The 25,951-nt window shown below is 44.6% G+C and carries 19 protein-coding genes and 1 pseudogene; 12 read left to right on the top strand and 8 right to left on the bottom strand.

Annotated features, from left to right (window positions below):
* The 7 genes and pseudogenes from MD535_RS18685 to MD535_RS18655 form a co-directional block, all read right to left on the bottom strand.
* Positions 1–132: pseudogene (locus MD535_RS18685) on the bottom strand (S-(hydroxymethyl)glutathione dehydrogenase); the annotation flags it as partial.
* A gap of 339 nt (positions 133–471) precedes the next feature.
* A complete protein-coding gene (locus MD535_RS18680; protein WP_265676570.1) occupies positions 472–1,515 on the bottom strand; it encodes a glycoside hydrolase family 88/105 protein in 1,044 nt (347 codons plus the stop codon).
* 178 nt (positions 1,516–1,693) lie between these two features.
* Entirely contained in the window at positions 1,694–2,134 is a 441-nt protein-coding gene (gene agaF, locus MD535_RS18675; protein ID WP_265676569.1) for a PTS galactosamine/N-acetylgalactosamine transporter subunit IIA, read from the bottom strand.
* 13 nt (positions 2,135–2,147) lie between these two features.
* Positions 2,148–2,963: a PTS system mannose/fructose/sorbose family transporter subunit IID gene (locus MD535_RS18670; RefSeq protein WP_265676568.1), complete on the bottom strand. Its 816-nt coding sequence runs from the start codon at positions 2,961–2,963 to the stop codon at positions 2,148–2,150.
* Between the two features lie 13 nt (positions 2,964–2,976).
* A complete protein-coding gene (gene agaW, locus MD535_RS18665) occupies positions 2,977–3,747 on the bottom strand; it encodes a PTS N-acetylgalactosamine transporter subunit IIC (RefSeq protein ID WP_265676567.1) in 771 nt (256 codons plus the stop codon).
* A 10-nt stretch (positions 3,748–3,757) separates the two neighbouring features.
* Positions 3,758–4,246, bottom strand: coding sequence for a PTS system mannose/fructose/N-acetylgalactosamine-transporter subunit IIB (locus tag MD535_RS18660; RefSeq protein ID WP_265676566.1), 489 nt, complete (start codon positions 4,244–4,246; stop codon positions 3,758–3,760).
* A 21-nt stretch (positions 4,247–4,267) separates the two neighbouring features.
* Positions 4,268–5,044 carry a DeoR/GlpR family DNA-binding transcription regulator gene (locus MD535_RS18655; protein ID WP_265676565.1) on the bottom strand — a complete coding sequence of 259 codons (777 nt, stop codon included), beginning with the start codon at positions 5,042–5,044 and terminating at the stop codon, positions 4,268–4,270.
* 440 nt (positions 5,045–5,484) lie between these two features.
* Here MD535_RS18655 and MD535_RS18650 point away from each other — a divergent pair, with 440 nt between their 5' ends.
* The 5 genes from MD535_RS18650 (at position 5,485) to MD535_RS18630 (ending at position 13,765) form a co-directional block, all read left to right on the top strand.
* Complete coding sequence (locus MD535_RS18650; RefSeq protein WP_265676564.1) at positions 5,485–6,438, top strand: hypothetical protein; 954 nt, start codon at positions 5,485–5,487, stop codon at positions 6,436–6,438.
* 20 nt (positions 6,439–6,458) lie between these two features.
* A complete protein-coding gene (locus MD535_RS18645; RefSeq protein ID WP_265676563.1) occupies positions 6,459–8,876 on the top strand; it encodes a polysaccharide lyase 8 family protein in 2,418 nt (805 codons plus the stop codon).
* A 10-nt stretch (positions 8,877–8,886) separates the two neighbouring features.
* Complete coding sequence (locus tag MD535_RS18640; protein ID WP_265676562.1) at positions 8,887–11,220, top strand: polysaccharide lyase 8 family protein; 2,334 nt, start codon at positions 8,887–8,889, stop codon at positions 11,218–11,220.
* A gap of 18 nt (positions 11,221–11,238) precedes the next feature.
* Positions 11,239–13,074 (top strand): hypothetical protein, encoded by a 1,836-nt coding sequence (locus tag MD535_RS18635; protein ID WP_265676561.1) that lies wholly within the window; start codon positions 11,239–11,241, stop codon positions 13,072–13,074.
* Positions 13,075–13,471: 397 nt separating this feature from the next.
* Positions 13,472–13,765: a D-fructose-6-phosphate amidotransferase gene (locus MD535_RS18630; RefSeq protein WP_265676560.1), complete on the top strand. Its 294-nt coding sequence runs from the start codon at positions 13,472–13,474 to the stop codon at positions 13,763–13,765.
* Between the two features lie 95 nt (positions 13,766–13,860).
* Here MD535_RS18630 and MD535_RS18625 read toward each other — a convergent pair whose 3' ends face one another.
* On the bottom strand, positions 13,861–16,587 hold the full coding sequence (locus MD535_RS18625; protein ID WP_265676558.1) for an ImpA family metalloprotease: 2,727 nt from the start codon (positions 16,585–16,587) through the stop codon (positions 13,861–13,863).
* An 805-nt stretch (positions 16,588–17,392) separates the two neighbouring features.
* Between MD535_RS18625 and MD535_RS18620 the strand changes: the two genes are divergently transcribed.
* From MD535_RS18620 to MD535_RS18590, 7 genes are all read left to right on the top strand, one after another.
* Positions 17,393–19,075, top strand: coding sequence for an ABC transporter substrate-binding protein (locus MD535_RS18620; protein WP_265676557.1), 1,683 nt, complete (start codon positions 17,393–17,395; stop codon positions 19,073–19,075).
* A 159-nt stretch (positions 19,076–19,234) separates the two neighbouring features.
* Positions 19,235–20,221: an ABC transporter permease gene (locus MD535_RS18615; protein WP_250617419.1), complete on the top strand. Its 987-nt coding sequence runs from the start codon at positions 19,235–19,237 to the stop codon at positions 20,219–20,221.
* A gap of 2 nt (positions 20,222–20,223) precedes the next feature.
* Complete coding sequence (locus tag MD535_RS18610) at positions 20,224–21,249, top strand: ABC transporter permease (protein WP_265676556.1); 1,026 nt, start codon at positions 20,224–20,226, stop codon at positions 21,247–21,249.
* Positions 21,250–21,251: 2 nt separating this feature from the next.
* On the top strand, positions 21,252–22,241 hold the full coding sequence (locus MD535_RS18605) for an ABC transporter ATP-binding protein (RefSeq protein ID WP_265676555.1): 990 nt from the start codon (positions 21,252–21,254) through the stop codon (positions 22,239–22,241).
* 48 nt (positions 22,242–22,289) lie between these two features.
* Complete coding sequence (locus MD535_RS18600) at positions 22,290–23,282, top strand: ABC transporter ATP-binding protein (protein WP_265676554.1); 993 nt, start codon at positions 22,290–22,292, stop codon at positions 23,280–23,282.
* 68 nt (positions 23,283–23,350) lie between these two features.
* On the top strand, positions 23,351–25,078 hold the full coding sequence (locus MD535_RS18595) for a glycoside hydrolase family 9 protein (protein WP_265676553.1): 1,728 nt from the start codon (positions 23,351–23,353) through the stop codon (positions 25,076–25,078).
* Positions 25,071–25,946: an N-acetylglucosamine kinase gene (locus MD535_RS18590; RefSeq protein ID WP_265676552.1), complete on the top strand. Its 876-nt coding sequence runs from the start codon at positions 25,071–25,073 to the stop codon at positions 25,944–25,946. Before MD535_RS18595 ends, MD535_RS18590 begins: the two co-directional genes overlap by 8 nt.
* Positions 25,947–25,951: the final 5 nt, after the last annotated feature.

Raw genomic sequence — 25,951 nt, 5'->3', positions numbered from 1 at the left:
GCGAACAAGTACCTCACCGGCTTTAGGAAGCTGTACATCAACCTCTTCCATTTTTAGCGGTTCGCCCGCCGCCCAAACAACCATAGCTTTTGATTTAATGTGAGTTTGACCTGGTTTAATTTCAAGCGTCATTGGAGTTTCCTTTGTTAGCTTTGTCGACAAAGTGTCATTGCCGACATTAGATTTATTTCGTTTCGAATAACCTCGAGGAGGAAAGCTTCTCTCGCTGCTTCGTTGTTGGGGTTAGTATAGGTGGTTACAGATATTTGATAATCCCACCGTTTTGAAATTGATTATTACATATAGGTAATAATCTACACATCCTAACCTCATCGCATCGAAAACTAGGGCTAAGTGGAAATACCTTATAGGCGGGGTTGGGCGATAACCTGAAACAAAAATGGCCTTCCGAAGAAAGCCATTGTTTTTCTGCTACTCACAACAGAGGATCCTGCCGTGTGAGCGGCAAATCTAAGCGTCGCTAAGGGAAAGCATCGCACTGGCCGCAAGTAAAAACGCACCAGCCCCATAATCAATATTGTGCTCAAATTCAACGTCACGAGGGTTATAAGCAGGCAATTGCACCCAGCCAATCATGCCATTGTCATGGATGCATGTTTCCAGTGCCGCCCATGCTTTTTCTACGACAGGTAAATAAGTATCGCGATCAAGGTGACCGGCGTTAATTCCCCACGCCAAGCCATGACAGAATAACGATGTGGCACTGCTTTCGGGTGCAGGGAAACTGTCAGGATCAAGCAAGCTCGTGCGCCAGAAGCCATCTTGTTGCTGGTATTTAATCACTTCAGCAGCAAGGTCAGTAAACATCGTCACGTAACGAGAACGTGTTGGGTAATCTTGCGGCATAAACGCAAGGATTCGAGGAATGGCGGCCAATACCCAACCAATTCCGCGACTCCAAAATACTTTTTCACCATTCGCTTCTCGCATTTCAGTGCCATCAGCATTTGGAATATAGCGCTTATCGCGGTAATACAACGCCGTTTCAGAATCAAAGAGGTTCTCGACGGCATCCCACCACGCTGTGTCCATATAGTCGATGTACTTACTATCGCCAGTAAGCGCTGAGAACCCAGCAAATACCGGAGGTGCCATAAATAGCGAATCACACCACCACCAATCTTCGCGACCAGCTTTAGGCTCATTAATCATGAGCTCAAGCGCGCCCTTACCGTACTCTTGCGCTTCGGCAACATCAATCAATGGGTAAAGCGGTAGATACGCTTGTAAACAAACATGATCATCGGCAAAGCGTGGAAGAGGGCCAGGACGGAAGCCGGTGTTCAAGGTAAAATCGAGTAAGCCGTTAAGATAATCATCATCTTGTGTCGCTTTCCACGCATCTGCCACGGATAGCCAAAATACACCACGTTCCCAGTCGGTCGCTTTAAGAAAACGTTTCTTACCCGTACTGCGAACAACGTAGCGAGTTCGATTATCACGTTGCCAACAATAGACACGTTTCATTTGTTCTAAAATTTTATTACTGTTCATCAGGTAGCCTTACCTCTTAACAATAAAACCATTGCTAATATTCAAATTAATAATGTTAATACTGAGTCGATATTGAAAAGTGACAAAATGGCACGACTAAACCTGACTAAGATAATCTAAATAGGAGGGAGTTAGATTAAATTCAGTCGTACCAAATTAATAGTTTAAGATTTGTTAATTATAATTCATCTTCGAACGTGTCAGAATTATTACTTTCAAGTTGAGCTAGTTCTTTTTCCATGTCTTTTATCGACTCATTTCCGATTTCCGAAACAATATCTACGAGTTCATTTATTGTTACACCATCGCGCTCAAAACAGGCGTTAGTAATCATCGGTAAATTAACGCCAGCAATAACTTTTACGTCATCTCGTTTAAGCATAATAGAGACAGCGCGATTACAAGGTGAACCACCTGGAACATCCGTTAGAATTAATACGCCTGAACCACTATTTATTTTTTCAATCGACGTCAACATAGATGCTTCTAGTTGCTCGGTCGTCATTGGTGGCACAAAATCTATAAACTCTAATCCACTTTGTTCACCAACAATCGCTTCTACTGCTGATTTCATACCGGAGGCAAAGTTAATATGCCCTGAAACTATAATACCAATCATAACTCAACCTTAATTAAAGAATACCCAATAAATGACCACCGACACCAACAAATAACGTTCCAAAAATCAATGCCGTTGGTGATTTCCCTTTCTTAACCAGGTAATACATTAACCAAACTAAGAGCATAGGTAACAAGTTCGGAATCAGCTTATCCAGCATCCCTTCTTGTAGGCTAATCATTGTCTCGCCAGCCTCCAATTCAATCACGGTTTCGACTTTAACGTATTTCGCTACCATGGAGCCAATCACTCCGAGACCAACAATATTCGCAGCTCGACCAAGCTTCTCCGCATGATCTGACAAGCGCTCTAATGCCGATACACCTGCGTTATAGCCCAAAAATAGCAGCCAGAAATACATTGGAATGCGGTAGGCTTGGTAGAGAATAAAGAATACCAAAACACCAAGTGGATTGCCCTGCAGCGCAATTGAACTACCAATAGCTAGCGTCAGTGGTAACATCACCGAGTGGTCGAGTGCATCGCCCACTCCAGAAACCGACCCCATCGTCGCAGCCTTCACAGACGCGATAGTCGATGGCTTCTCTTTACTCTCTTCCATTGCGATAGCAAGGCCAAGAGGTAAAGTAAAGAGCTTAGGGTTAGCGTTGTAGAACTGTAAGTTGTTTTTTAGCGCTCTCTTAAGGTCTTCTGGATCAGTGTGTATTTTTCTAAGCGCCGGGCTAATCGAATAACAAAAACCACCAGCCTGCATACGGTTATAGTTGAAGTTACCTTCCATCAATAAACCACGGAAACCAATTTTCCAAAGATCATTTTTAGTAATAACCTTATTTACAGATTTATCTTGGTAGCTATCTGCATTCATATTTATGTTTGTCTTACAGTTCATCATCAAATACCTGTGCGTTTGCAACCTGAGGAGTGTCCGCTTTCTTGTTATTCATATAATCTAGAATCGCCACACACGTAAACACTAAAGCCACACCAAGGATAGGCATATCAAAATACGTAGAACATACAAAGCCTAAGAAGAAGTACGGCAGAATAGCGATATTAAACATAGTACGCAGTAACATCGCGAAACCGACAGCAGGCATCATGCCACCCGCGATGGCCATACCACTCACAATACTCTCTGGTAAATATTCTTGGATAAACGTTGCGCCAGTCGCACCAAAGTAAATCGCGCAGAAGCCAACGATACCGTACAGTAGTGCACGAGCGCTAAGACCAATATAAATCAGCTTATCAATGCCTGAGAGGTTTAAGTCCTCTGCGTATTGATCCGCCTTTTGCATCATAGGTGCACATGAAGTAAATAGGAAAATAACCAAAGTTTGCATCGCTAGAGCAAAAGGTATTGCCATACCAATGGCCGCTTCAGGGGTCATATTTAGCTTTATCGCAAACATGGTGCCAACAATAGCGCCTATCGTGGTGTCCGGCGGTTGAACACCCGCGTTTGAGACGAGACCAAGCCAAGCTAGCTCGAATGTCGCACCAGCGATCAACCCCATTTGTAAATCGCCAAGAATAAATCCAACCACTGTACCGGTAACTAATGGTCTGTGAATACCTGTGAAAATATCGAATTTATCGATACCACATAACGCCGCCCAAATAGCGACTAATACTGCTTCCATCAACATATTAAATACCTTAAATCACAAGATTTTTCGTTGCTTCAAAAATGCACTCTTTTGAACTTTCAGGCATATGTTGTAGCGTGCAAACACTACCATTCTCACTAAGTACTTCAAAAGCACGCATGTCCTCTTTGTCAACATTAATATATTTATTAACAGCAGTGCGACCTTCATGAAAATGCATATTACCAATGTTTATTTCAGGTAATTCCACTCCACCCACAACAATTCTTGCAAAATCTGTTGGGTTTTTACAAAGTACTAATATTTTTCGGTCTGGTCCGGCTTTAGGTAAATTGGTAATAGCTTGGTCAATCGTTCTAAATAGCACAGAAAAATCGCTACCAGCTGAGGCTTTAAATGGCGCTTGAAGCGCTTCCATTTGCGCGATTTCATCATTTGCGACAAGAATAGTATTTGCGCCAGAATGCTTACCCCATTGCAAACGAATTTGCCCATGGATGAGACGCTCATCAATACGAGCTAGAACGATGTTAGCCATTATTTTCCCTTATTTACTATATTAGATTAACTTGATTATTCTTACATTATTCAACGCTAGTGAATCCTCTACTTCATCACCTAGGTTGCAATCAGTTATCACCATATCGATATTACTTGGTTCACAAGCCCAAAACGCATCATTATTATTAAATGCTTCTGATTCGACGACGACAATAATTTTTTCAGATAATTCGCATAATAAACGAATCATATCTGCATCAAACTCACTGCGTGCAAACACCCCTAATTTAGGGTTAAAGCTGCTCACTTTTACAATAGCGCTATTAAAGCGATATTGTTTTAAACTTCTAATCATATGTGAACCCGTCATTTTCATGAGTTCGGTATTCACTCGTCCGCCAGTAACAAAGAAGTTACTATCTTTTATCTGTGGTAAGCTTTGTATTAAGTTTAAATCTCTTGTAACAATCGTCGAGCTTTTTAAATCAGTTAAATGGCGTAATGATTTTCTAATTAGCGAGCTACTATCGATAAATACAGTACTCCGCTCTTCGAGCCCACAATACACAGTATTAGCAATTAGCTCACCGAAATCCGACGTTTTTCCTTGCCTCTTCGATGTCGCAGACATGGCGAGTTGAGAAAGTACCGTCCGGTTAACTAAAGCATAACCATGAGAGCGTACGATATAGCCATTGTCATCTAAAAAGCGTAAATCGGCTCTAATGGTTGCACCGGTCACATTAAAATATTCGGCTAACTCGTCTACATGCATTTTACCGCGTACACCAACTAAGTTGGCTATTTCCATTCTTCTTTCAAGTGCTGTTGTCATGACTAACTCTTGGGGTGCTCTTTCACACCTGATTTTCATTCTTTTTCATTTTGATTGAAGTCTGCATCATGTCAGAACACCAAACAAACCCTTTGTATTGCATTATTGATCTCAATCACACAATATCGCATAGCCGAACATATCGTAACAAAATCCGGATTTTTTTGTCATTAGTTGCGTATAAATGCAACAAATCGCCCATTAACGCTTAAATTTAATACTACACCTCCATTTTTGGCGAGGGCCTTTCTAAAACCAATTTTTGTTAACCTCCCGCCCATCCTCCGTGTCACTCAATAGCGTTTTTTTCATTTGTGGCGAAAATACCACCATTTTTTCATTTTTTGTGATGAACATAAAAACAAATGAAAATATCAGTAGCCGTAATAAAAATCATCGCTACTATTGCCCCAATCAATAGCTCCATTTGAGGGATTAAAATGAAACTTAGTGCTTATACCGCTGCTCTTCTAGGGGTCTCGGTTGCTATCGCTACTACACCTTTGGTTGCCCAAACTATCGTAGAAATAGGGTCCGAATACGAAGAGTACTACAACGTAACCGACGAGAAAGGAAAGGAGCATAAGTACGCTTCGCTAACCAACTACGTACCTTATATTCGCTTTAGCCATTCACCAAGCAGTAATGAGTGGAATATTTGGGGGCGATACTTCTCCAAAGAGTACATCAATAAAGATCTGTTTAATAACGGTGTTGTCACCGCTATGGATAAACGTTATGAACTTCACTACACAAAAATCAATCGCGTTGGTGATTGGCGTTTTCGTCCTGGGGTTGGGGTGCGCTACAACGGCTACGCCATCGATCGCTATGAAGTGGAGTACCGTCTTTACCCTCAGGTAGAGTACTTTTTTGACAGTAAAAACCGTTTCTTCTTCGATGGTCATGTCTACCTAGGCGATGGTCGAGGTCAACGCTCCGGCGACAGTGAAGCGCAAGATTACACCGACTGGGGTTATGAATTCGATTTTGGTTTACTGCATCGATTCAATTCGCACTCTTACATTCGTCCCAGCTTTTATACCGAATACGATGAATTCCAAAATAACTATGATGTTGACTACTGGCAGTTTCGTTTGGTGTATAGCCACAAAATTGGGCGTGCCACCATTAATCCATTTATGCGCTTGGGATTAGGGCGCTCTGTCACTGAGCGATCACATGTCGACTATCAACGATGGGGAACGACACTAGATAAAAACTATAGTCGTGCTGGCGTCTTTGGCAACGTTGGTATTTCAGGTAAATGGAATGTCATCTACGAAACCTATTACCAAATTGAAAACAACGAGTATTACACCAATGGCACGATCGAACCTTTACCTGATCGTGATAAGTTTTTTGCCAAACTCGGCGTCCAATATATTTTCTAACCAAAGACAGGAATACTCTCTTGAAAAAATTCAAACTTTCAATGCTATCCATTTCTGTGGCGATAGGATTTTTCAGTATAAGCCAGCCTGCTTTGGCAGAATCAACCACACCTAACCATGCGGCGGCTTCGCAACCAATAACGTCTGAGCAAGCGTCTTTAAATAACGTGGCCTCTAAGCAAGAGCTACTCTCTCAACTAAGACATCGCTGGGCAACTTACTTCTTGGGCGATCCAAGTGAAGCGACCACTAAGCAGCAACAAACAGAAATTGTGGCGATTAATAAACACGCTCAACAACTATTAAATACCATTCGTATAGAGAAAACCGGTCTTTGGGACGACTTACCACTAGATATCAAATCACATGATGGGCGCCAAACTCTCGGTGTACCACTATTCGCCACTTATCAGCGTCTATTTAAACTGGCTCGCGCCTATAAATTACCTGGTGGTGAACTAGAAGGAAACTCGGCACTACTGGAAACTCTCGTCGAATCATTGGCGTTCCTTAATGAAGAGTTTTATCACGTGGGTATGCCAGAGTATGGTAACTGGTGGCAATGGGAATTAGGTATCTCACGTGTCGTCAATAATACGCTGGTCATTTTATACGATGACATTCCATACGAAATCGTCAGCAACTATGTCGATGCCACACGTTACTTTGTCCCACGCCCAACGCACCTCAGTGAAGGCTATGGAGCGCCTTATTCTAGTGCGCCTATGATCTGGAAGTCGACAGGAGGGAACCGAACAGATAACGCACAAGTCGTATTAGTTCGTGGCTTACTTGACAATAACGAGCAAGAAATAAAAGCCGCAGTGTTTGCACTTTCTAGCGTCATTCCTTACGTTAAATCGGGTGACGGTTTCTACCAAGACGGTTCCTACATACAGCACAAAGATCTGCCGTACTCCGGTACCTATGGCCAAGTGATGCTACAAGGCTTAGGTATGCAGCTAAGCTTAGTCGCGAATACGCCCTGGCAAGCCACGGATCCAAACCTACAAAAAATCTATCCACTCATTTTAAAAGCTTATGCGCCACTTTTGGTGAATGGCCGCATGATGGATTTTGTGAATGGGCGCGCGACATCAAGAGCTGGGGAGCAAAATGACGTTGTTGGGCAGGCTATTTTAAGTGCCATGCTGCTATACGTAGACGGCGCCCCTGAGCAATACCGTGATGACTTTATCGACGTTATCGCTTCTCAGCTACACAGCACCAATGGACTACAAACATCACGTAACTTTAACAACTACCAACTCGCACAGAGCATGCTGGCGACACGTGATATAAAAGCAACACCAACGGCCTCCCATATTCAATTTTCTGATATGGATCGGGTTGTTCACCACCGAGACAACTGGACGTTTGGCGTAGCCATGCACTCCAATCGCGTCGGCAACTATGAATCCATCAACGGTGAGAACCTGAAAGGGTGGCATACCGCTGATGGTATGACGTATTTATACACTCCAAACGATCGCTATCACCAAGGATTCTGGCCACTTGTCGACCCTTATAAACTGCCAGGTACCACGACGCTACTTATTGAACGTGAGCTTGGGGACGGGCAACTGTCTGCACAACGCAATGGTCGCAATGGGGTGATGAATTGGACGGGCGGTGCCGCACTCAACCAATATGGCGTCGCTGGTATGAAATTTGTTAACCACACTCGCGATCTGTCTGCCCATAAGTCATGGTTCATGTTCGATAATGAAATCATTGCCCTTGGTTCAGATATTGAAAATAGCAGTGATGCGCCTGCAATCACGACGATTGATAATCGACTGGTGGCAGACGGTGCATCCTTACAAGTCAATGGTGAGACAGTAACGGACAACTTTAAAGGTATCGCCAACCACTTTACGATAAAAGAGCAATCTAACGATGCGTCGACGATTCAGTACTCACTACTGACTGACACCCCTATCGAGATTGTCAAACAATGCCGTGAGGGTAATTGGTCTGATATCGGCACCAGCAAAGGGACTGTTTCTGGCTGTTTCTATGAAGCAACAATGAGCCATGACCAAGACCGCAACCAATACGCTTACATGATCACGCCAAGTATGGCGACACCAAGCCAAGATATTTCAATTTTAGCGAACAATCAGTCAGTGCATGCTGTTGAGCATAAGTCACTCAACTTATTTGCAGCCAATTTTTGGAGTAAAGGTAAAGCAGGAGCGATTACAAGCAAATCAGCGATGTCGATTATGACGCAAGAATCCGACGGTCTCGTGCAAGTTTCCGTGTCTAATCCAACTCGATCTTGGTTCAATAGAAGCTTCACTATCGACGGCCAGTTTGAATTACTGACCAATGACGATCCGCGCGTAAAAGTCACTAACGGCAATGAGGTCTCTGTCGATCTCGATGACCTTAGTGGTTCAAGCTATACCTTTACGCTTAAGCGTATTAAATGATGGTGATCCTATGACATCATTCAAACAGCCGCTGCTTGCCATCGCTATTTCAGGCCTCTTGTTCGGGTGTGGATCAGAGTCCAACAACCCAATAAAAGAACCTGAAGATCAGAAAGCGATGGAAGTCTTTCGAGCAAAATGGAATCACTATTTAATTGGTGATCCTGCCCTCGAGTATGACAGCGCACTGCAAGCAAAAATTGCGACTCTCAATACCCAAACAGAAGGTTGGCTCAATAGCCAACCTTTACGAGCAGACGGCACATTTGCCGATTTGGTGATCACACCAAGTAATATCGATAGCCAGTTGCGCGCCAACTATTTGCGCCTACTGGCTATGGCGAAAAGCTACACCCTTCCCCAAGGTGATCTCTTCGGTAATGTGACGTTAAAAACAACCATAGAAAGCAGTTTAACTCGCTTAAACCAGCACTATTACCACGCAAATGTAACCGAACAACCGGGAAACTGGTGGAATTGGCAAATCGGTACACCAAAAGTCATCAATGACATATTGATGCTGATGAAAGATGATCTCGACCCCGATCTCATTAGCCAATACATTTTAGCGACGCGACACTTTGTGCCCGATCCAACAACAATAAATGTCGGAGGTAACATCAAACCCTCTGTCGGTGCAAACCTTGTCGACACGTCTCAAGTCGTGTTGGTTCGTGGCATCTTAGACAAAAACGACCAAGATATTGATGCCGCATTGCAATCGGTGTCAACGGTCATTGATACGGTGAACCAAGGTGATGGATTCTATCTCGATCACTCCTTTATTCAACATACCGACATTCCCTATACCGGTACATACGGTAACGAGTTGATTAAAGGTCTTGGCCTCATCGTTGGTTCTGCTGAGGCGGCACAATTACCTGCTCTCGATAACCTTAACCTAGAGCGTATTTACCCAATTCTACTCGAGTCCTTTTACCCTTTCCTCGTCAATGGGCGAATGATGGACAGCGTAAATGGACGCGCTATTTCACGTATCAATGGTCAAAACGATAAACTGGGGCATGCCACTCTTAACGCCATGTTGCTTTATGTCGCTTCTACGCCGGATTCCCAGCATGAACAGCTCTCTCGAGTCATAAAAAGCCAAATCCTCACGGATCTACAAGGCGACTTCTTTGACTCTATTGGTCTTTTCTATCCGTATCAAATGGCTAGAACGATCGTCGAAGATAGCGCGATTGATGTCATTACGCATCGCAGTGAGCATGTTCAATTTCCAGCGATGGATCGCGTGGTTCATCACCGACCTGATTGGTCATTTAGTATCGCCATGCATTCGAATCGAGTGGGCAATTACGAGTGTATTAATAGTGAAAATACCCAAGGATGGTATAGCGGAGATGGTGTCACCTACCTTTACAACCAGCAAGATCATTACAATCAATACTGGCCTGTGGTAGATGCCTATAAATTGCCCGGTATTACTGTACTGGATGAAGTCCGTAATCCGTGTTCTGGTCAGCGCAGCGAACAACGGGAAGGACGACAAGATGCGATTACTTGGTCTGGTGGTAGCCAATTAGATCAATACGGTAGTGTCGGATTCAACTTCACAAACTACAACAATCTTCTGTCAGCGAAGAAGTCATGGTTTTTATTCGACCAAGACATCATTGCGCTTGGCTCAAACATCACCAATAACAGCAGCAGTAATGCGTTAACCGTGATTGAAAACCGAAAAGTGGTTCATAACGCCTCTATTTATGTCAATGGAGAACCGCTTTCTGGGCCTGACGGGTTTACTGGTCGCTTGGAACGTTTGGAGATTCAGTACGATACGACTCAACATCCGATCCAATATATCGCGCTATCCGACAACACGGTCAACGTAAAACAAACCTGTCGCCAAGGTGATTGGTCTGATATTGGCGTCAACAGCGGCAAAGTCGAAGGCTGCTTTGTCAGCGCGACATTCGATAGCGACCTCCACAACAACTATCAGTATGCCATTGTACCCAATGCCGCATCAGGCTATGTCCCTGAAATTGAGGTGCTAAGTAATGATGCGACGGCGCACGTTGTCGCTCATCAGGCTCTCGACCTCATCGCAGCCAACTTCTGGACAAGTGGCAAAGTCGGCAATATTGAAGCACAAACCCCGCTCTCCATGATGATGAAACAACACGGCAATGGCGACATGACAGTATCGGTTTCCGATCCCAAATGGTCTTCACACGTCATCGCTTTTTCTCTTGATAAAAATATAACCATTAGTCATGACGCAGACAATCGAGTGTCAATCGATGCTTCCGGGATCATATCCGTCGATGTCGGTGACTTAGATGGCCAATCCTACACCTTTTCACTAAAAAGAATTTAAATACTAAAGGACAATTCTATGTTTAAAAAAATCCTGACAGTTGCAGCTTTACTTTCGTTAGCTGGATGCGGTAATGATAGTAGCGATAAACCCAATCCACCTCCAGTGATCCCACCACCACCATCAGAAGGCCACCCGCCAAATATTGGTGACCAATACACCAATGTGATAGAGCTCGACATTGCACCTCTTGCGGGTTTAGAAGGGCAAGAATTAGTTCAGGGGATCGAAGATCAGCTCAACAATGGGTTAACGGCTCGTTCTGGCCTATTTAATGTCACGCCTAAATGGGGAATGACTACTGCTGGAGATTGGGATGAACTCAACCTTAATGTGATACAACGCGATAATGGCGAATACGTCTTTGAGACCACCATTGCACCGCAAGCCGTGGGTATACCATCAGCCAGCAATGCGGTTAAGAATGGATTCAGCTTTCTAGTCGAGATGCCAAATGGATTAGTAAAAGAAGCCGTTTTAGCATACAACTACCAACTCAGTACGCCACTAGGCTATGGCGGAGATGGATCTCGGACACCCGATTATCTTTTTCTTGGCGGCTTCACCAGCGGGGATCCTCTTGTCGAAAATAAACCACTGACTAACGGCAAAGGCTTTACTTATAAACTCAGCACCGACCGCTACATCTATATGAACACCCGCTTTGGTGATGCCAAAGATAACCTGTTCTTCAATAAAGCACTCTCCCAAGATGGTGAACGTTTTCGTATCCAGCATGGTCAGTGGAATTTAGTTCAGTTTGATCTAACAGCGAATAGTTTTACGCCTGAAGGACTCCCGGTAGAAGATGGAAGCTTGGCGATGCACTACAACGCTAAGGAGGCTATCCCGACGGATGGTAGTACAGGCTTCTACCCTGTCACCGAGCGAGTCATGATTGATGAGCTGCATAATTACCAACTCGCGGGATTAATGGAGTTTTACCGCCACTATAAACACAGTGCAGACCAACCGGAAGATTTGTTAGAGCAAACGTTACAAATCAAAGACATCACTTTTGCTTGGACAGATGAGTCTGTTGAACTCCCTGAACAGCCACCAGTGAACCCAGATCCGACACCGGATAACGTGTGCTCTGATCAAGGCTTTACTCATTCACGCATCGTTGATCTTACTGGCTTAGAAGGCAGTGACCACCAAAAGATCATGGACGCTATTTCAAGTCAACTTGGTGATATTAAACACGGTGCTGCGCTATTCTCTGTGGATCGCAATAACATCAGTGTTGTCACGTTAGGGGATGAACCTGCGCTCAAGGTAACTTATGCGGCAGGCGCAGTCGGCCAGGATAATACGGAAAATGGCACTAGCTTACTCGTCAATTTCCCTGCATCAGCAAGCATTTCATCCGCCTGTATTGCCTACGATGTACAATACGAAAAAGACGTACACGCAAGTCAAAATAATGATCTTGTCATTTTACCTAGTCTTTATTTAACAGACACCACAACCAATACCGTTTTGGCTGAACACAACTACGTGATCAATCACAACAAGCGTTTGGGCACGAAATTCAACGCCTCGTTTCTAACTTGGTTCGATGGCTCAACCAAATACTGGGCGCCTAATCGCTGGTCTAGCATTTCACAAACCCTCAACTTTGATGAACATAGCGGACAAGGCACACTCGATAGCTTATTAAATAACGACACGCACTTTAAACCAATAAACGGAGTAGAGTTTAACCAAGTGGCATACCCGCTTGTCACAGGAGACGCAATAGGAAATGTTGGGGCGGTAGCAAGCTTTAATTCATACCGTCCAGACGCGGCGCGTTCAGGTGTAGAAAATCAAGCGTTCTATTTTAAAAATATCGCGATTGGCTGGAAGTAATCAACGCGAGCGGTGAAACCGTGTCTAAGCCATTTAAGTCTTTGCTTAGATACGGTTTTAACATAGACACAATTTCAATATAGACACGGCTTCAAAATAAATCAGCCCAGCTAGACTGTGCTGATTTGTTGCCATGATTTCTCAGTAAGCGTGATATGTCACGGTGAATACGTGTAGCAACCTCAGATCCGCTAGCCCTATACCCTTACATCAATAATCCGCTCACCTATAAAACACTTTCACTAATCTATTTCGCAAAGTCATCTAGCACAGTCATTTAGCAGCAATTATCGCACTATTAGATTGCAATTTATCCAATATGAATATTGATGCAACTCAATAAATACCGCGTATTTGAAGAGTAGCTTATAGGAAAATAAACAAGGAATGAGGATTAATGATGAGGCTATCTAAACCAATATTAAGAGATGCATTAGGCCTGGGGCTAATTATTTCCGTCGCGTTGGCGTCACTGAGTATATTGCTCGATATTTTAGGTGTGCTTGCCTATGTCAATAATGAAGCAACCATCGCTACATTGCTGTTTCACGAATCATACAGCTTTCTGATTTTCCTTATACCGCCCTACTTCCTTGCCAGAGCCCTTATGCGCATTGAATTACCAAACACCCGACTAAGCGATTCTCTAAGAAACTCTGCTCAACATGAACAACCGCGTGCTGAGGTGTAGGGGGTGACAGAGGTCAATCTGTTCAGGATAGACCTCTGCCTATCTGTCACTCTATGCTTATAATTTTAGTACGCTGATGCTCGGCAGTTTTTCCACTAATTAAGTGGCCAAAGGTTGCTGCCATTAATACTGACAGGATTGGTAGCAAACTCGTCCAAACAATAACCCTGTGAAGTTGCAGCAAAATAAGTCATTGGCATGACATCTAAGCTCATCGCGGCCACTTGTTGCTTGGCTTTATCGCTAAAACTAAAACCCCACATATCAAGATAGCTACGCATATCTCGCTGAGTAATGTAGCTTAACGCCACCAACAGCCAATCATTATTATTCAACGCATTCGCTTCAGCCTGAGAGTAATGAGTAAAACCAATCGAGGCTTTACGCTCTTCCCAAAGGACCTCACTCGCTTTCAATCTATTGAATTCACGTTCAATAAGGTGCAAACGGCCTAACAGGTGCCAACCGTTCTTCAATACCCCTTGCTGCTGAGCTGACATCATCATTTGTAAGTAGATACGCGCTCCCCAGCTCCAGCCAGTTTGATTTTGCGCCGCCATGAAAGCATTTGGGTCGGTTTGCAATCGGCTTTGCTGCAGTAATTCAAATTGCCCTTTAAAGTCGAGCCCTTGGCAGGAAGAGACCTTTCCTGTGTCGACATAATAACGAGACTTACTGTAGTAGGAGTAATAGTTCGTGGTGGAGTGGCCATCCCAACCAGTAAATCGAAAGCGCCCTTTCTCTAAGCCATGACCGAGTTCATGCAAATCACCATGACCAAGCGGATGAAACGACCAGTAAGCATCATATGGATTGCCCGAGCAACCATAACCACAGGTTGCTTGGTCGGCATTCATGTGCTTAACAATATCAATGGTCTCAATGGTCCAACCTTGATCTTTACCGTATTGGTGGATCTCATCGATCGTATCAATGCCCGGCCCCTGAAAACCAGCCAGTGCGTGCGGGAAGTTATGCACATAACGTTCGGTAGCTGCCGCCATATCTTGAGGCTGCGCCCAATCTGTTGAGCTCACAGATTCCAACATTTTGTCAGCCTTAGCGTGCACCTCAAATCCCGGAGTAATCAACTCCGCCCAATCAAACTGAGCGGACTTAAGTTGTGCGATAAACGCCTCGTTATCGACTCCACTTCGCCACACTGGGTGCTGGGCCACATTTTCGAAGTAGAGCTCAACTGGAATATCATTGGCATCAAACTGAACCTGAACAGTACCGCCATACGCTGAAGTTAAATAAATCGTTTCTCCTGGCTCAACTCGGTAACTCGTTGATGTCAGAAACTTAGGTCTTGCGTACCCCCCATTACTAGAAAATTCATGCGTTGCCCCGCTACGCAAAGTATTTAACACAATAGAGGTCGTAACGGGTTGATTATCTTGACGTGTCACCTTAAAGGTTTGACCGGGAATGGCATACACACCTGCTGAACGGAAACTGCGTTTTGATTCCAGTAACACCGTCTTATTTATTAACGGCATATTTTCAAAAGATCGAGTACTAAAATTCCCTAAACTTGGCTGGGCATGATTAAGCTTGCGAGTATGGTATTGAGTATAATCACTGAAATAAGATTTCAAAAAATCAAGCGTTTCTGTGCTGTCTTTATCCATAGGAAATAGAACCGATTGACGGTAATGATCGGCAAGTAGCAGCAATAATTTTTCATAGGCATAATCCGGGCTTGAAAAGAGATCCACTTTATTACTATCAAGCCGATTTAGATGCTGGCGTATACCCTCAGCTGCTGGGTAGAACTGCTCGGCCATCATCGAATCTGCACGACACGATTTATCATCGCATAAACTAAGGTCGACACTAAAACTATCACGCTGCAGTCGCTGTAATAGCGCTTGCTGCTGCAATATTGAATCTGGTACTTTGTCGATAAGCGAGGTCGGATCCCAATTCGTTAAGCCAAGCTTACGCCAATAGTTATCACCAACGTAATTAATGTGTAAGCGCTCAAGTAATCGGCTACCTAGTTCGGTCATGCCGCCATCTAAATGTAGATACAACACTGGAATGCCATGCTCTAACGCATACTCCACCCCGTGAAGTACTGAGTCAGCACTGTCTCCGGCATTTAACTGTTGGGATAGAATCAACATATCAGGCTTTGCTTGTAAACACGCAAGTAATTGCTCACCATCACATTGATTATCAGCATTCATCAGCAATGAATCTGAATAGGTTTCCGTTAACCAATGTCGAGTCGCTTGGGCGTCGGGGAAATAGTGGGACTGGTCAAGCTGAGCTAATACAATACGTCTCGGTGCTTGAGTTGAAGACATGACCCATTGCACAAGATTTTGTAGCCACCTCTCCATTGACTGGTTCACCGAGTTAGGAAAGCGCTGCTTAGTACGAAATGGATTGCTGCCAAGCGCTGCGTAACGCACATTGTCTGACGTAATACCCGCAACACCAATGGTCAATACCTGATCATCATACCCAGTATTCATTGCTTTATTGGTGGTTAAAATAGTGTCATTAAACCCATAAGTAGGCGAGAGTATTGCGGCATCATGGGTAGGGTCCCAATATAAATCAGACAAATTGTTGCCATTGGTGTCTTGCGCTAATTCACGTTTAATGCCGTTATACGTACGCTTATAACTCGCCACCAAAGATTGGCTCGCATCAATAAAGTCATTGGCGTTATCAACTAATGATGCATCACCACTTTCTAATGCTAGCTGGACGGGTGTTTTGTTGGGTGTCGCGGTCTCAGAGTCAGACCCACCACCACAACCCACTAACCCCGCCAGTAAGATTATCATTACTGCACTTTTTTTCATTTTACCTCCCACGAAAAGTGGAAGGCTAAATCATAAATCTGATACAGCCATTCACCCTCTCTATGATTGGACTTAAGATCACGCAATAACTTGCCTGAAATACGATTTTTTACTTTGTATCACGAATACTCCTACAAAATAACAAACAGTCGCGACAAGAAACAACCAAACCAAAAGCACGCCTGAACCTCAATTCGTCCATAAAAACTTGAACAAAACGTATGCCCATAGAGAGCGTCATGTATGAAAAATAAATGATAATACTCACTTTATATTCAATAAAAAAAAAGGGCGCATTGTCTGCCTATCTAGCGAAAAATTTATACGTTCACATGGTAATAACCATCGGTGATTAGTGAGATAATAGTGACTTTGCGATGATAGTCACAACAAATTGCCATTACTAATTTCCAAATCAAATTAACGTGTCATTTTATGGTGTGATAAGTATCACCCATTTAATTTGTAGACTTACAACCACCATTAACAAAGGAAAAAAATGATAGTAAGCACTAACATTAATCTCTCAATAGTCTGTAGTTCGTGACGTTCATCACCTTAACAACTCGTTCAAAAAACACTCAAAAAAGTGCCGCTTTGACGTTTTTAACAACCAGTCACGGCAAATTAACGTTTTTGACGGAGAAGCTAATTGATAAATTCTTCTTTAAGGTGTTTTCTTAGTAACGCCTAAGGCTTACAGGCCACTCTTTAGGAATCAGATAAGAGGTAGGCTTTAGCAAAACGTGAGGGTAAGTCTCCAATATTTACCCAGTGAAACAAAAGCAAATAGTAAGGAATAGCTATGCTTGCGCATATTAAAAAAACAGCACTCGCGACAGCAATTATCGCCACTGCAGTATCAGGGTTTAGCTCTGTTGCAACTGCAGCAGAACGTAATGAACTGACCGTTCACCCAAAAGAGTTCAATACTTTTGTTCGTAACTTTAACCCATACTTGGGTGCGACGAACCTACACACAACAACGGACTTTATTTATGAACCGTTGGTTGTTTTCAATGAGATGCACGGGAACAAACCGGTATTCCGTCTTGCTGAAGGCTTCGAAATGTCCGACGACCTAATGACGGTCACCTTTGACATTCGTAAAGGTGTGAAATGGTCAGATGGCGAAACTTTTGATGCTAACGATGTCCTGTTCTCATTCAATCTTGTTAAATCAAAACCTGAACTTGACCAAAGTGGCATTAACTCTTGGGTAGAGAAAGTAGAAAAAGTTAACAACCACCAAGTGAAGTTCTACCTCACCGAAGCAAACTCAAACGTGCCTTACGAAATCGTTAAAGTGCCTGTCGTCCCTGAGCATGTTTGGAAAGATATTAAAGATCCAGCTACGTTTACCAATGAAAACCCTGTAGGTTCGGGGCCATTTACCGAGATCGACACCTTTACAGGGCAACTTTATGTTCAATGTCGTAACGAAAACTACTGGGATGCGGATAACCTAGAAGTAGATTGTCTACGTGTTCCTCAAATTGCGAACAACGATCAGTTCCTAGGCAAAGTGGTTAACTCTGAAATGGATTGGACTTCATCGTTCATCCCAGATATTGACCGTACTTACGCAGCAGCAAGTCCAAATCACCACTACTGGTACCCGCCATCAGGTACACAAGCTTTCATGCTTAACTTTAAGAACCCAGATCAAGTTAAAAATGAAGCGCTTAACAATGTCGATTTCCGTCGTGCATTCTCAATGGCACTTGACCGTCAAACCATCATTGATATCGCATTCTACGGTGGCGGTACGGTTAATGACTTCGCTTCTGGTCTAGGTTATGCCTTTGCAGCATGGTCTGATGAAACCACACACAACAAATTTAAGGGTTATAACTCTTATGACGCGGAAGGCGCAAAAGCGCTCCTTTCAAAAGCTGGCTTCAAAGACGTAAACAGTGATGGCTTTGTCGATACTCCATCTGGCAAATCTTTTGAGCTGTTAATTCAATCTCCTAATGGTTGGACTGACTTTAACAACACAGTGCAACTCGCTGTTGAGCAACTTGCTGAAGTAGGCATTAAAGCAAAAGCGCGTACACCAGACTTCTCTGTGTACAACCAATCCATGCTTGAAGGGTCTTACGACGTCGCATATACCAACTATTTCCACGGTGCGGATCCATATACTTATTGGAACAGCGCATACAACTCAACACTACAAAGTGGTGATGGTATGCCTCGCTTCGCGATGCACTTCTACCAAAACTCTGAGTTAGATTCGCTATTAAGCAGCTTCTATAAGACCGCAAATAAAGATGAACAAATGAAGATCGCACATGGTATTCAGAAAATCATCGCAGAAGACCAAGTGACAGTACCTGTCATGTCTGGTGCTTATATGTTCCAGTACAACACCACTCGTTACACGGGCTGGTGGAACGAGCAAAACCCTCAAGGCCGTCCAAATATCTGGGCTGGTATTCCTGAGCGACTATTGCACGTGCTGGACCTAAAACCAGTAAAATAAACAAGTAAGTATGTAATTAAAAGCGGTGCATCCGTACCGCTTTCATCCCCTTCCTGTATTCAATTGAATGAGTGGCGCTTGTCGTCAGGGGATAGCTCGTCTCGACGTTATGGACGGCAATTCCAGTGATACTACCACTGGGTTAACAAGGTGTAAGTTATGGGTTATTTTTTAAGACGATTGTCCTTTTATTGTATGGCGCTATTAGTCGCCGCCACTATCAACTTTATTATTCCACGCGCAATGCCAGGCGACCCAGTCACCATGATGTTTGCGCATACTACGGTACAAATTACACCAGAACGTATTGCCGCAATGAAAGAATTGCTTGGCTTCGTTGATGGTAACTATTTTGTTCAATACATCGCCTACATGAAGAACATTCTGAGCTGGGAGCTTGGCACCTCTGTGCAATTCTTCCCATTGTCAGTAAACAGCTTACTGGGCAGCGCATTTGGTTGGTCACTATTTCTAGCAGGCTGCGCCGTAGTGCTTTCTTTCTCTATCGGTTCAGTGCTTGGCATCTTCGCGGCGTGGAAACGTGGCAGTCGCTTCGATACGTTTATCACCCCCGGAATGCTGATTGTTCAGGCCATTCCTCAAGTCGTTATTGCGATGCTAGCGCTATTCATTTTCGCAATCGGTCTTAAGTGGTTCCCGACAGGTTACGCGTATACCGCAGGGACGACGCCAGATTGGACAAGCTGGACTTTCCTTAAGGATGTGTTGTATCACGCGGTTCTACCTCTCATTTGTGCGACGATCATTCAAATTGGCGGCTTCCTCGTCAATATGCGTAACAACATGATTAACCTTCTTAATGAAGACTACATCACCATGGCAAAGGGCAAAGGCCTGAGCGAAAACCGCGTGGTATTCAATTACGCCGCTCGTAACGCCATGCTACCAAGTGTCACCGCGCTCTCCATGTCGTTAGGTATGGCGCTTGGTGGACAACTGATCATTGAAATTATCTTCAACTATCCAGGTTTAGGCAGCGTCATGCTTAACGCTATTCACGCTCGTGATTACCAAGTTCTTCAAGGTCAACTACTTATCATGACTCTCTTTATGCTGTTCTTTAACCTTGTCGCCGACATGCTGTATGTCGTGCTTGACCCTCGCCTACGTAAAGGAGGCAAATAATCATGAAAGGATTTCTCTCTCTAGTGTGGCGAAATACCACCGCACGTATCGGACTTGTCATTATCGGTCTGTTTATCTTTCTTGCTGTGGCAGCACCGTTAATTACTAAGCACGCGCCAGACAAGCGCACTGGTAATCCTCACGAGTATCCAGGCTTTATTGTCAAAATGGCACAAGCAAACCCAGATGGCTGGGTAGCAGAAAACCTTGCCGACAACCGCCGCTCACTGCTGATGTCAAAGAAAGCCGATCACACGCTAGGCACAACTCGTATGGGCCGTGATGTATGGTCACAAGTGGTCTACGGTGCTCGAGTATCTCTCATGGTGGGCTTTGGCGCAGGTCTTACGGTGTGCATCTTAGCGACGGTGATTGGTATTTCGGCAGGTTACTTTGGTGGCCGAGTCGATGATGTGTTAACCGCCGCCATGAACATTATGTTGGTGATCCCTCAGTACCCATTACTCTTTGTTGTCGCTGCATTTATTGGTGAGGCAGGCCCGCTTACCATCTCCTTAGTCATTGGCTTTATGTCCTGGGCTTGGGGAGCAAGGGTAATACGCTCTCAAACCCTGTCCTTACGCGAAAAAGAGTTTGTTAAGGCAGCAGAAGTCTTAGGTGAGTCAAAGCTGCGCATTATTTTTGTTGAGTTACTACCAAACCTTATCTCAATTGTTGGTGCAAGCTTCATTGGTTCGGTCATGTACGCCATTTCTATGGAAGCCATTATCTCCTTCTTGGGCATGGGCGATCCGAATACCGTTAGCTGGGGCATCATGCTCTACAACGTACAAACGTCGTCGGCAATGCTGATTGGCGCTTGGTGGGAAATGCTTGCCCCTTGTTTTGCTCTTATCTTATTGGTTACAGGTCTTGCGCTACTCAACTTCGCTGTTGATGAAATTGCCAACCCTCAGCTTCGCTCTCACAAAGGGATGAAACGTTGGAAAAAAATGGTGAAAGAAGACAAGACGACTCGCGAGCCTGAACTACCACCACAAAATGCACTTTGGAGCGGAGACCGTTAATTATGTCTGAACCTTTAATTTCAATCCGCAACCTTTGCGTAGATTACATTACCGATGCTGGCGACGTCAGAGCCTGTAACAACGTCAGCTTTGATATCGCACCGGGAGAAGTCTTTGGTCTGGCGGGTGAATCCGGTTGTGGTAAATCCACCGTCGCCTTTTCACTGATGCGTTTACATAAGCCACCAGCCTACATCAGCGGTGGTGAGGTTATCTTCAATGGTGAAGATATCCTTAAATACAGCGATGAACGTATGCAAGCGTTTCGCTGGAGTGAGATGTCCATGGTCTTTCAAAGTGCCATGAATGCCTTAAACCCCGTACTCACGATTGAGGAGCAGTTCTGCGATGTCATCATGCGCCACACCAATATGACGCGTGAACAAGCAAAAAAACGTGCCGAAGGTCTATTGGAAATAGTGGATATTCACCCAAGTCGACTCAACGACTATCCACACCAATTTTCAGGCGGCATGCGCCAGCGCCTCGTGATTGCTATCGCGCTCGCGCTCAACCCTAAAATGATCATTATGGATGAGCCAACTACCGCTCTGGATGTGGTGGTTCAACGCGAGATCCTACAAAAGATCTACGCATTAAAAGAAGAGTTTGGCTTTTCTATCTTGTTCATTACTCATGATATTTCCTTAATGGTCGAATTCTCAGATCGCATCGGGATCATGTACTCAGGTGAGCTGATCGAAGTGGCGCCTTCTAAAGCGATTCTTGAATCACCTTACCACCCGTATACCAAAGGGCTGGGAAGTTCATTCCCACCATTAACTGGGCCAAAAACCAAGTTAACGGGCATTCCCGGTAACCCGCTAAACCTATTGGAAATCCCACAAGGATGCCGCTTTCAGGCTCGTTGTGACCGTGTTCATGAAGCCTGTACAAAGGTACCGACACAATTGCGTCAAATTGAGTCAAACCGCTTCTCAAATTGCCATTTATACAATGAGCAAATTGCGGTAGCCGACGTGTTGTCATAGACAACCACCAGTAAAAACAGGACGTCACAATAAATTCTGGAGATGAATATGAGCAACTATGGTGAACTGCTAATTGAAGGCAACAATGTCGTAAAAGACTTTCCAATTAACAGTAATACGCTATCTCAACCAATGATGCGCGCAATTAATGACGTGTCATTCAAAATGTATAAGAGTCGCGGCTTAGCCGTTGTAGGCGAGTCCGGCTCAGGTAAATCAACCACTGCAAAAATGATCGCAAAAATGTATGCGCCAAGTGGCGGCGAAATTAAATATCGCGGTCGAGATATTCAAGAGATTAAAAAGCAAGCTGAGCTAACCCAGTATCGTCAGGGTGTACAAATGGTATGGCAAGACCCATTTGGGTCTCTCAATCCAACACACACCATTTTTCACCACATTGCGCGCCCTTTGCTCATCCATAACAAAGTAAGCAAGCGCAATAAGAAAGAACTGGAAGAGCGCATCTACGACTTACTGGAACAAGTTGGACTCATTCCAGCAAAAGAAACCGCGGCAAAATACCCCCATCAACTTTCTGGTGGGCAGCGTCAACGTGTCAACCTTGCAAGGAACATCGCCATTGGCGCTGAAGTCGTTCTCGCGGATGAGCCAACTTCAATGTTGGATGTCTCTATCCGTGCAGGTGTCCTTAACCTAATGGAGGAGATGAAGTTCGAAAAACAAATGTCACTGCTGTACATCACCCATGACATTGCAACGGCGCGATACATCGCTGAAGACATCTCCGTTATGTACGTGGGACATATGGTGGAATGGGGCGATACTGATGAAGTCATCGCAAACCCTCAGCATCCCTATACGCAATTGCTGGTCTCGGCAGTACCTGATCCATCCAAGTCGATTCATGAAAAGCTGAAGGGTAATAAAGGCGATATTCCACTGTGGACACCACAGTCTGTTGGTTGCCCATTTGCTGGGCGCTGTACCCATGCCACCAGCCGCTGTAACGAAGCCCTGCCAAGTGTCACTAAATTGGCAGAGAACCACTTCGTCCGTTGTTACCTTTACGAAAACTAATCAACGACAACTAATAAAACGCTCCCTCGCAAGAGGGAGCTGACTAACACCATTCGCTGGGATACATCATGCAACTTTTAACAAACCACATTGGTTATCAAGCAACCGGCTCCAAACGTGCGGTTGTCATGTCGCCAACGGCACTCACAGAGCTGAGTAACGCATTCTTGATCGATGCCAGTACTCATACCATCGTTTCAGAACTGCCTCTCTCCGGTGGTGCGCAAATTGATGAATGGCATCAAGGTTACTTTTTTGACATTGATTTCAGTGAATGGACACAACCTGGCGAATATTATCTAAGCTACCAATCGGTTTGTTCCCATCGCTTTCAAATTGCACATCATCGCCTATTGGATCGCGCTTTTTCCGATATGATCCATTACTTCAAATCTCAACGTTGCAGCGGCAGTATTTTTGATAACGCTGACCAAGCAGCAAAAGTGATTGGCAGTAACGAACGCGTTGATGTTCATGGCGGTTGGTATGACGCCTCTGGTGACGTAAGTAAGTACTTAAGTCATTTGTCCTACGCCAATTATCTCAATCCTCAACAAACCCCGATGGTGGTATGGAATCTATTAAAAGCAGATGACGTATTACATAGCTCTCTAGAACGCTCTTTTGTACAAGCTAGACTCCATGAGGAAGCACGTTACGGCGCTGAGTTTTTACTGCGTATGCAGCACCCCGACGGTTACTTCTACATGACTGTGTTTGATAAATGGAGCAAAGATACCGAACAACGCGAAATCTGCGCCTACGAAACTCAATTGGGCCACAAGAAGTGCGACTATCAGGCTGGGTTTCGTCAAGGTGGGGGGATGGCCATTGCCGCATTAGCGAAAGCAAGCCGGTTAGCCAACCTCTCTGCGGATGAAGCACAGCAATTTTTAACCGCAGCCGAATCAGGCTACGCGCACCTAAAAAAATTCAATACGCAGTACCTAAATGACGGCACTGAAAACATCATAGATGAGTACTGTGCACTGCTTGCTAGCGTCGAGCTTTATCGCTCTACCAAGCAAAGTCAGTACTTAAAAGAAGCAAGATACTGGGCCGATGCGCTAGCACAACGAGCGGCCCACGATGAGCAGTTTACTTTCTATTGGTCGAGTAATGACGATGGATCTCGCCCTTATTATCACGCAGCTGAAGCGGGACTGCCCGTTATCGCGCTCAATGAATACGTCGCAATTGAAGATGACTCTTCTCGCACTAAACGATTCATTGAGCTCATACACGAGGCATGCCAATTCGAGCTTAATGTGACGCAGGAGGTGTATAACCCATTTGGCTATCCTCGCCAGTATGTAAAGCCCATTGATGATGCTAAACGCAGCGCGTTCTTTGTTCCCCATAACAACGAGTCCGGTTATTGGTGGCAAGGGGAAAACGCCCGTCTGGCCTCCTTGGCCACGATGGCACTGACCGTGCAACCTCTACTCCATGATTCACAGTTAAAAGAAGCGCTGGAAAGCTACGCTGCTAATGCAATGAACTGGATTCTAGGCTCCAACCCTTACGACATGTGCATGTTAGATGGGCACGGTCACAATAACCCTGACTATTTGGCAGACCTCGGATTTTTTAATGCTCATGGCGGCATTTGTAACGGCATCACCGCTGGATTCGATAATGAAAGCGACATTGCCTTTAATCCGCCAAATCAAAAAGATGACATGTTACAAAACTGGCGCTGGGGAGAGCAATGGATCCCCCACGCAGCTTGGTTCCTGCTGGCTACCGCATTGACTCATAAGCACTATCAACAGAAGGAGACTTCCCATGGCTAAATTTATCGCCGGTATCGACGGTGGAGGGACCTCTTGTCGAGCACGAATCGTCAACGAACAGGGCGAGCTGATTGGTGAAGGAAAAAGTGGTAGCGCCAACATCATGCTCGGTGCTGATGTCGCCATGTCTGCGATCATCAAAGCACTCACCATCGCACTGACACAAAGTGGACTTAATCGAGATAGCCTGAAAAATCTCGACGTTGGGTTAGCACTTGCAGGTGCTGAGCATAAATCGTCGTATCAAAAGTTTACCGCCATCTCCCATCCTTTTGCCAGCATGACGCTCAACACCGACGCGTACGGTGCATGCTTAGGCGCACACCAAGGTCAAGATGGTGCCATCATGATTGCCGGTACTGGTTCTTGTGGACTGCTACTCAAACAAGGCAAACAGTTTGTCGTAGGTGGTCGCGAGTTTCCAATTTCAGACCAAGGCGGAGGCGCGGTAATGGGACTACGCCTTATTCAAGAAGTACTACTCATTCAAGATGGTATTCGTCCTACTTCTCCTCTAGCGGATTTAGTCATGACGCACTTTAAGCATGATGTGGACCGCATTGTTGAGTGGTCCAAGAGCGCGCTTCCTTGTGATTATGGACAATTTTCTCCCGCTATTTTCGACTATGCCTTACTTAACGAAAGACTGGGCAAATCATTACTGCAACAAACCGCTGACGATATTGAAATGTACTTAACGGCCTTAAATCAAAAAGGCGCACAACAAATTTGCCTGATGGGCAGCATTGCCCAACGTATCCATAAATGGTTATCACCCGCCGCTCAACGCTGGATTGTAGAACCGAAGGGTGATGCTATGGATGGGGCACTGATGATGGCTGGACAAAGCCAACACAATCTATATTAAAGGGA

The sequence above is a fragment of the Vibrio qingdaonensis genome (assembly GCF_026191675.1).
GTDB lineage: Bacteria > Pseudomonadota > Gammaproteobacteria > Enterobacterales > Vibrionaceae > Vibrio > Vibrio qingdaonensis.
This window is presented reverse-complemented; position numbering and strand designations above follow the sequence as displayed.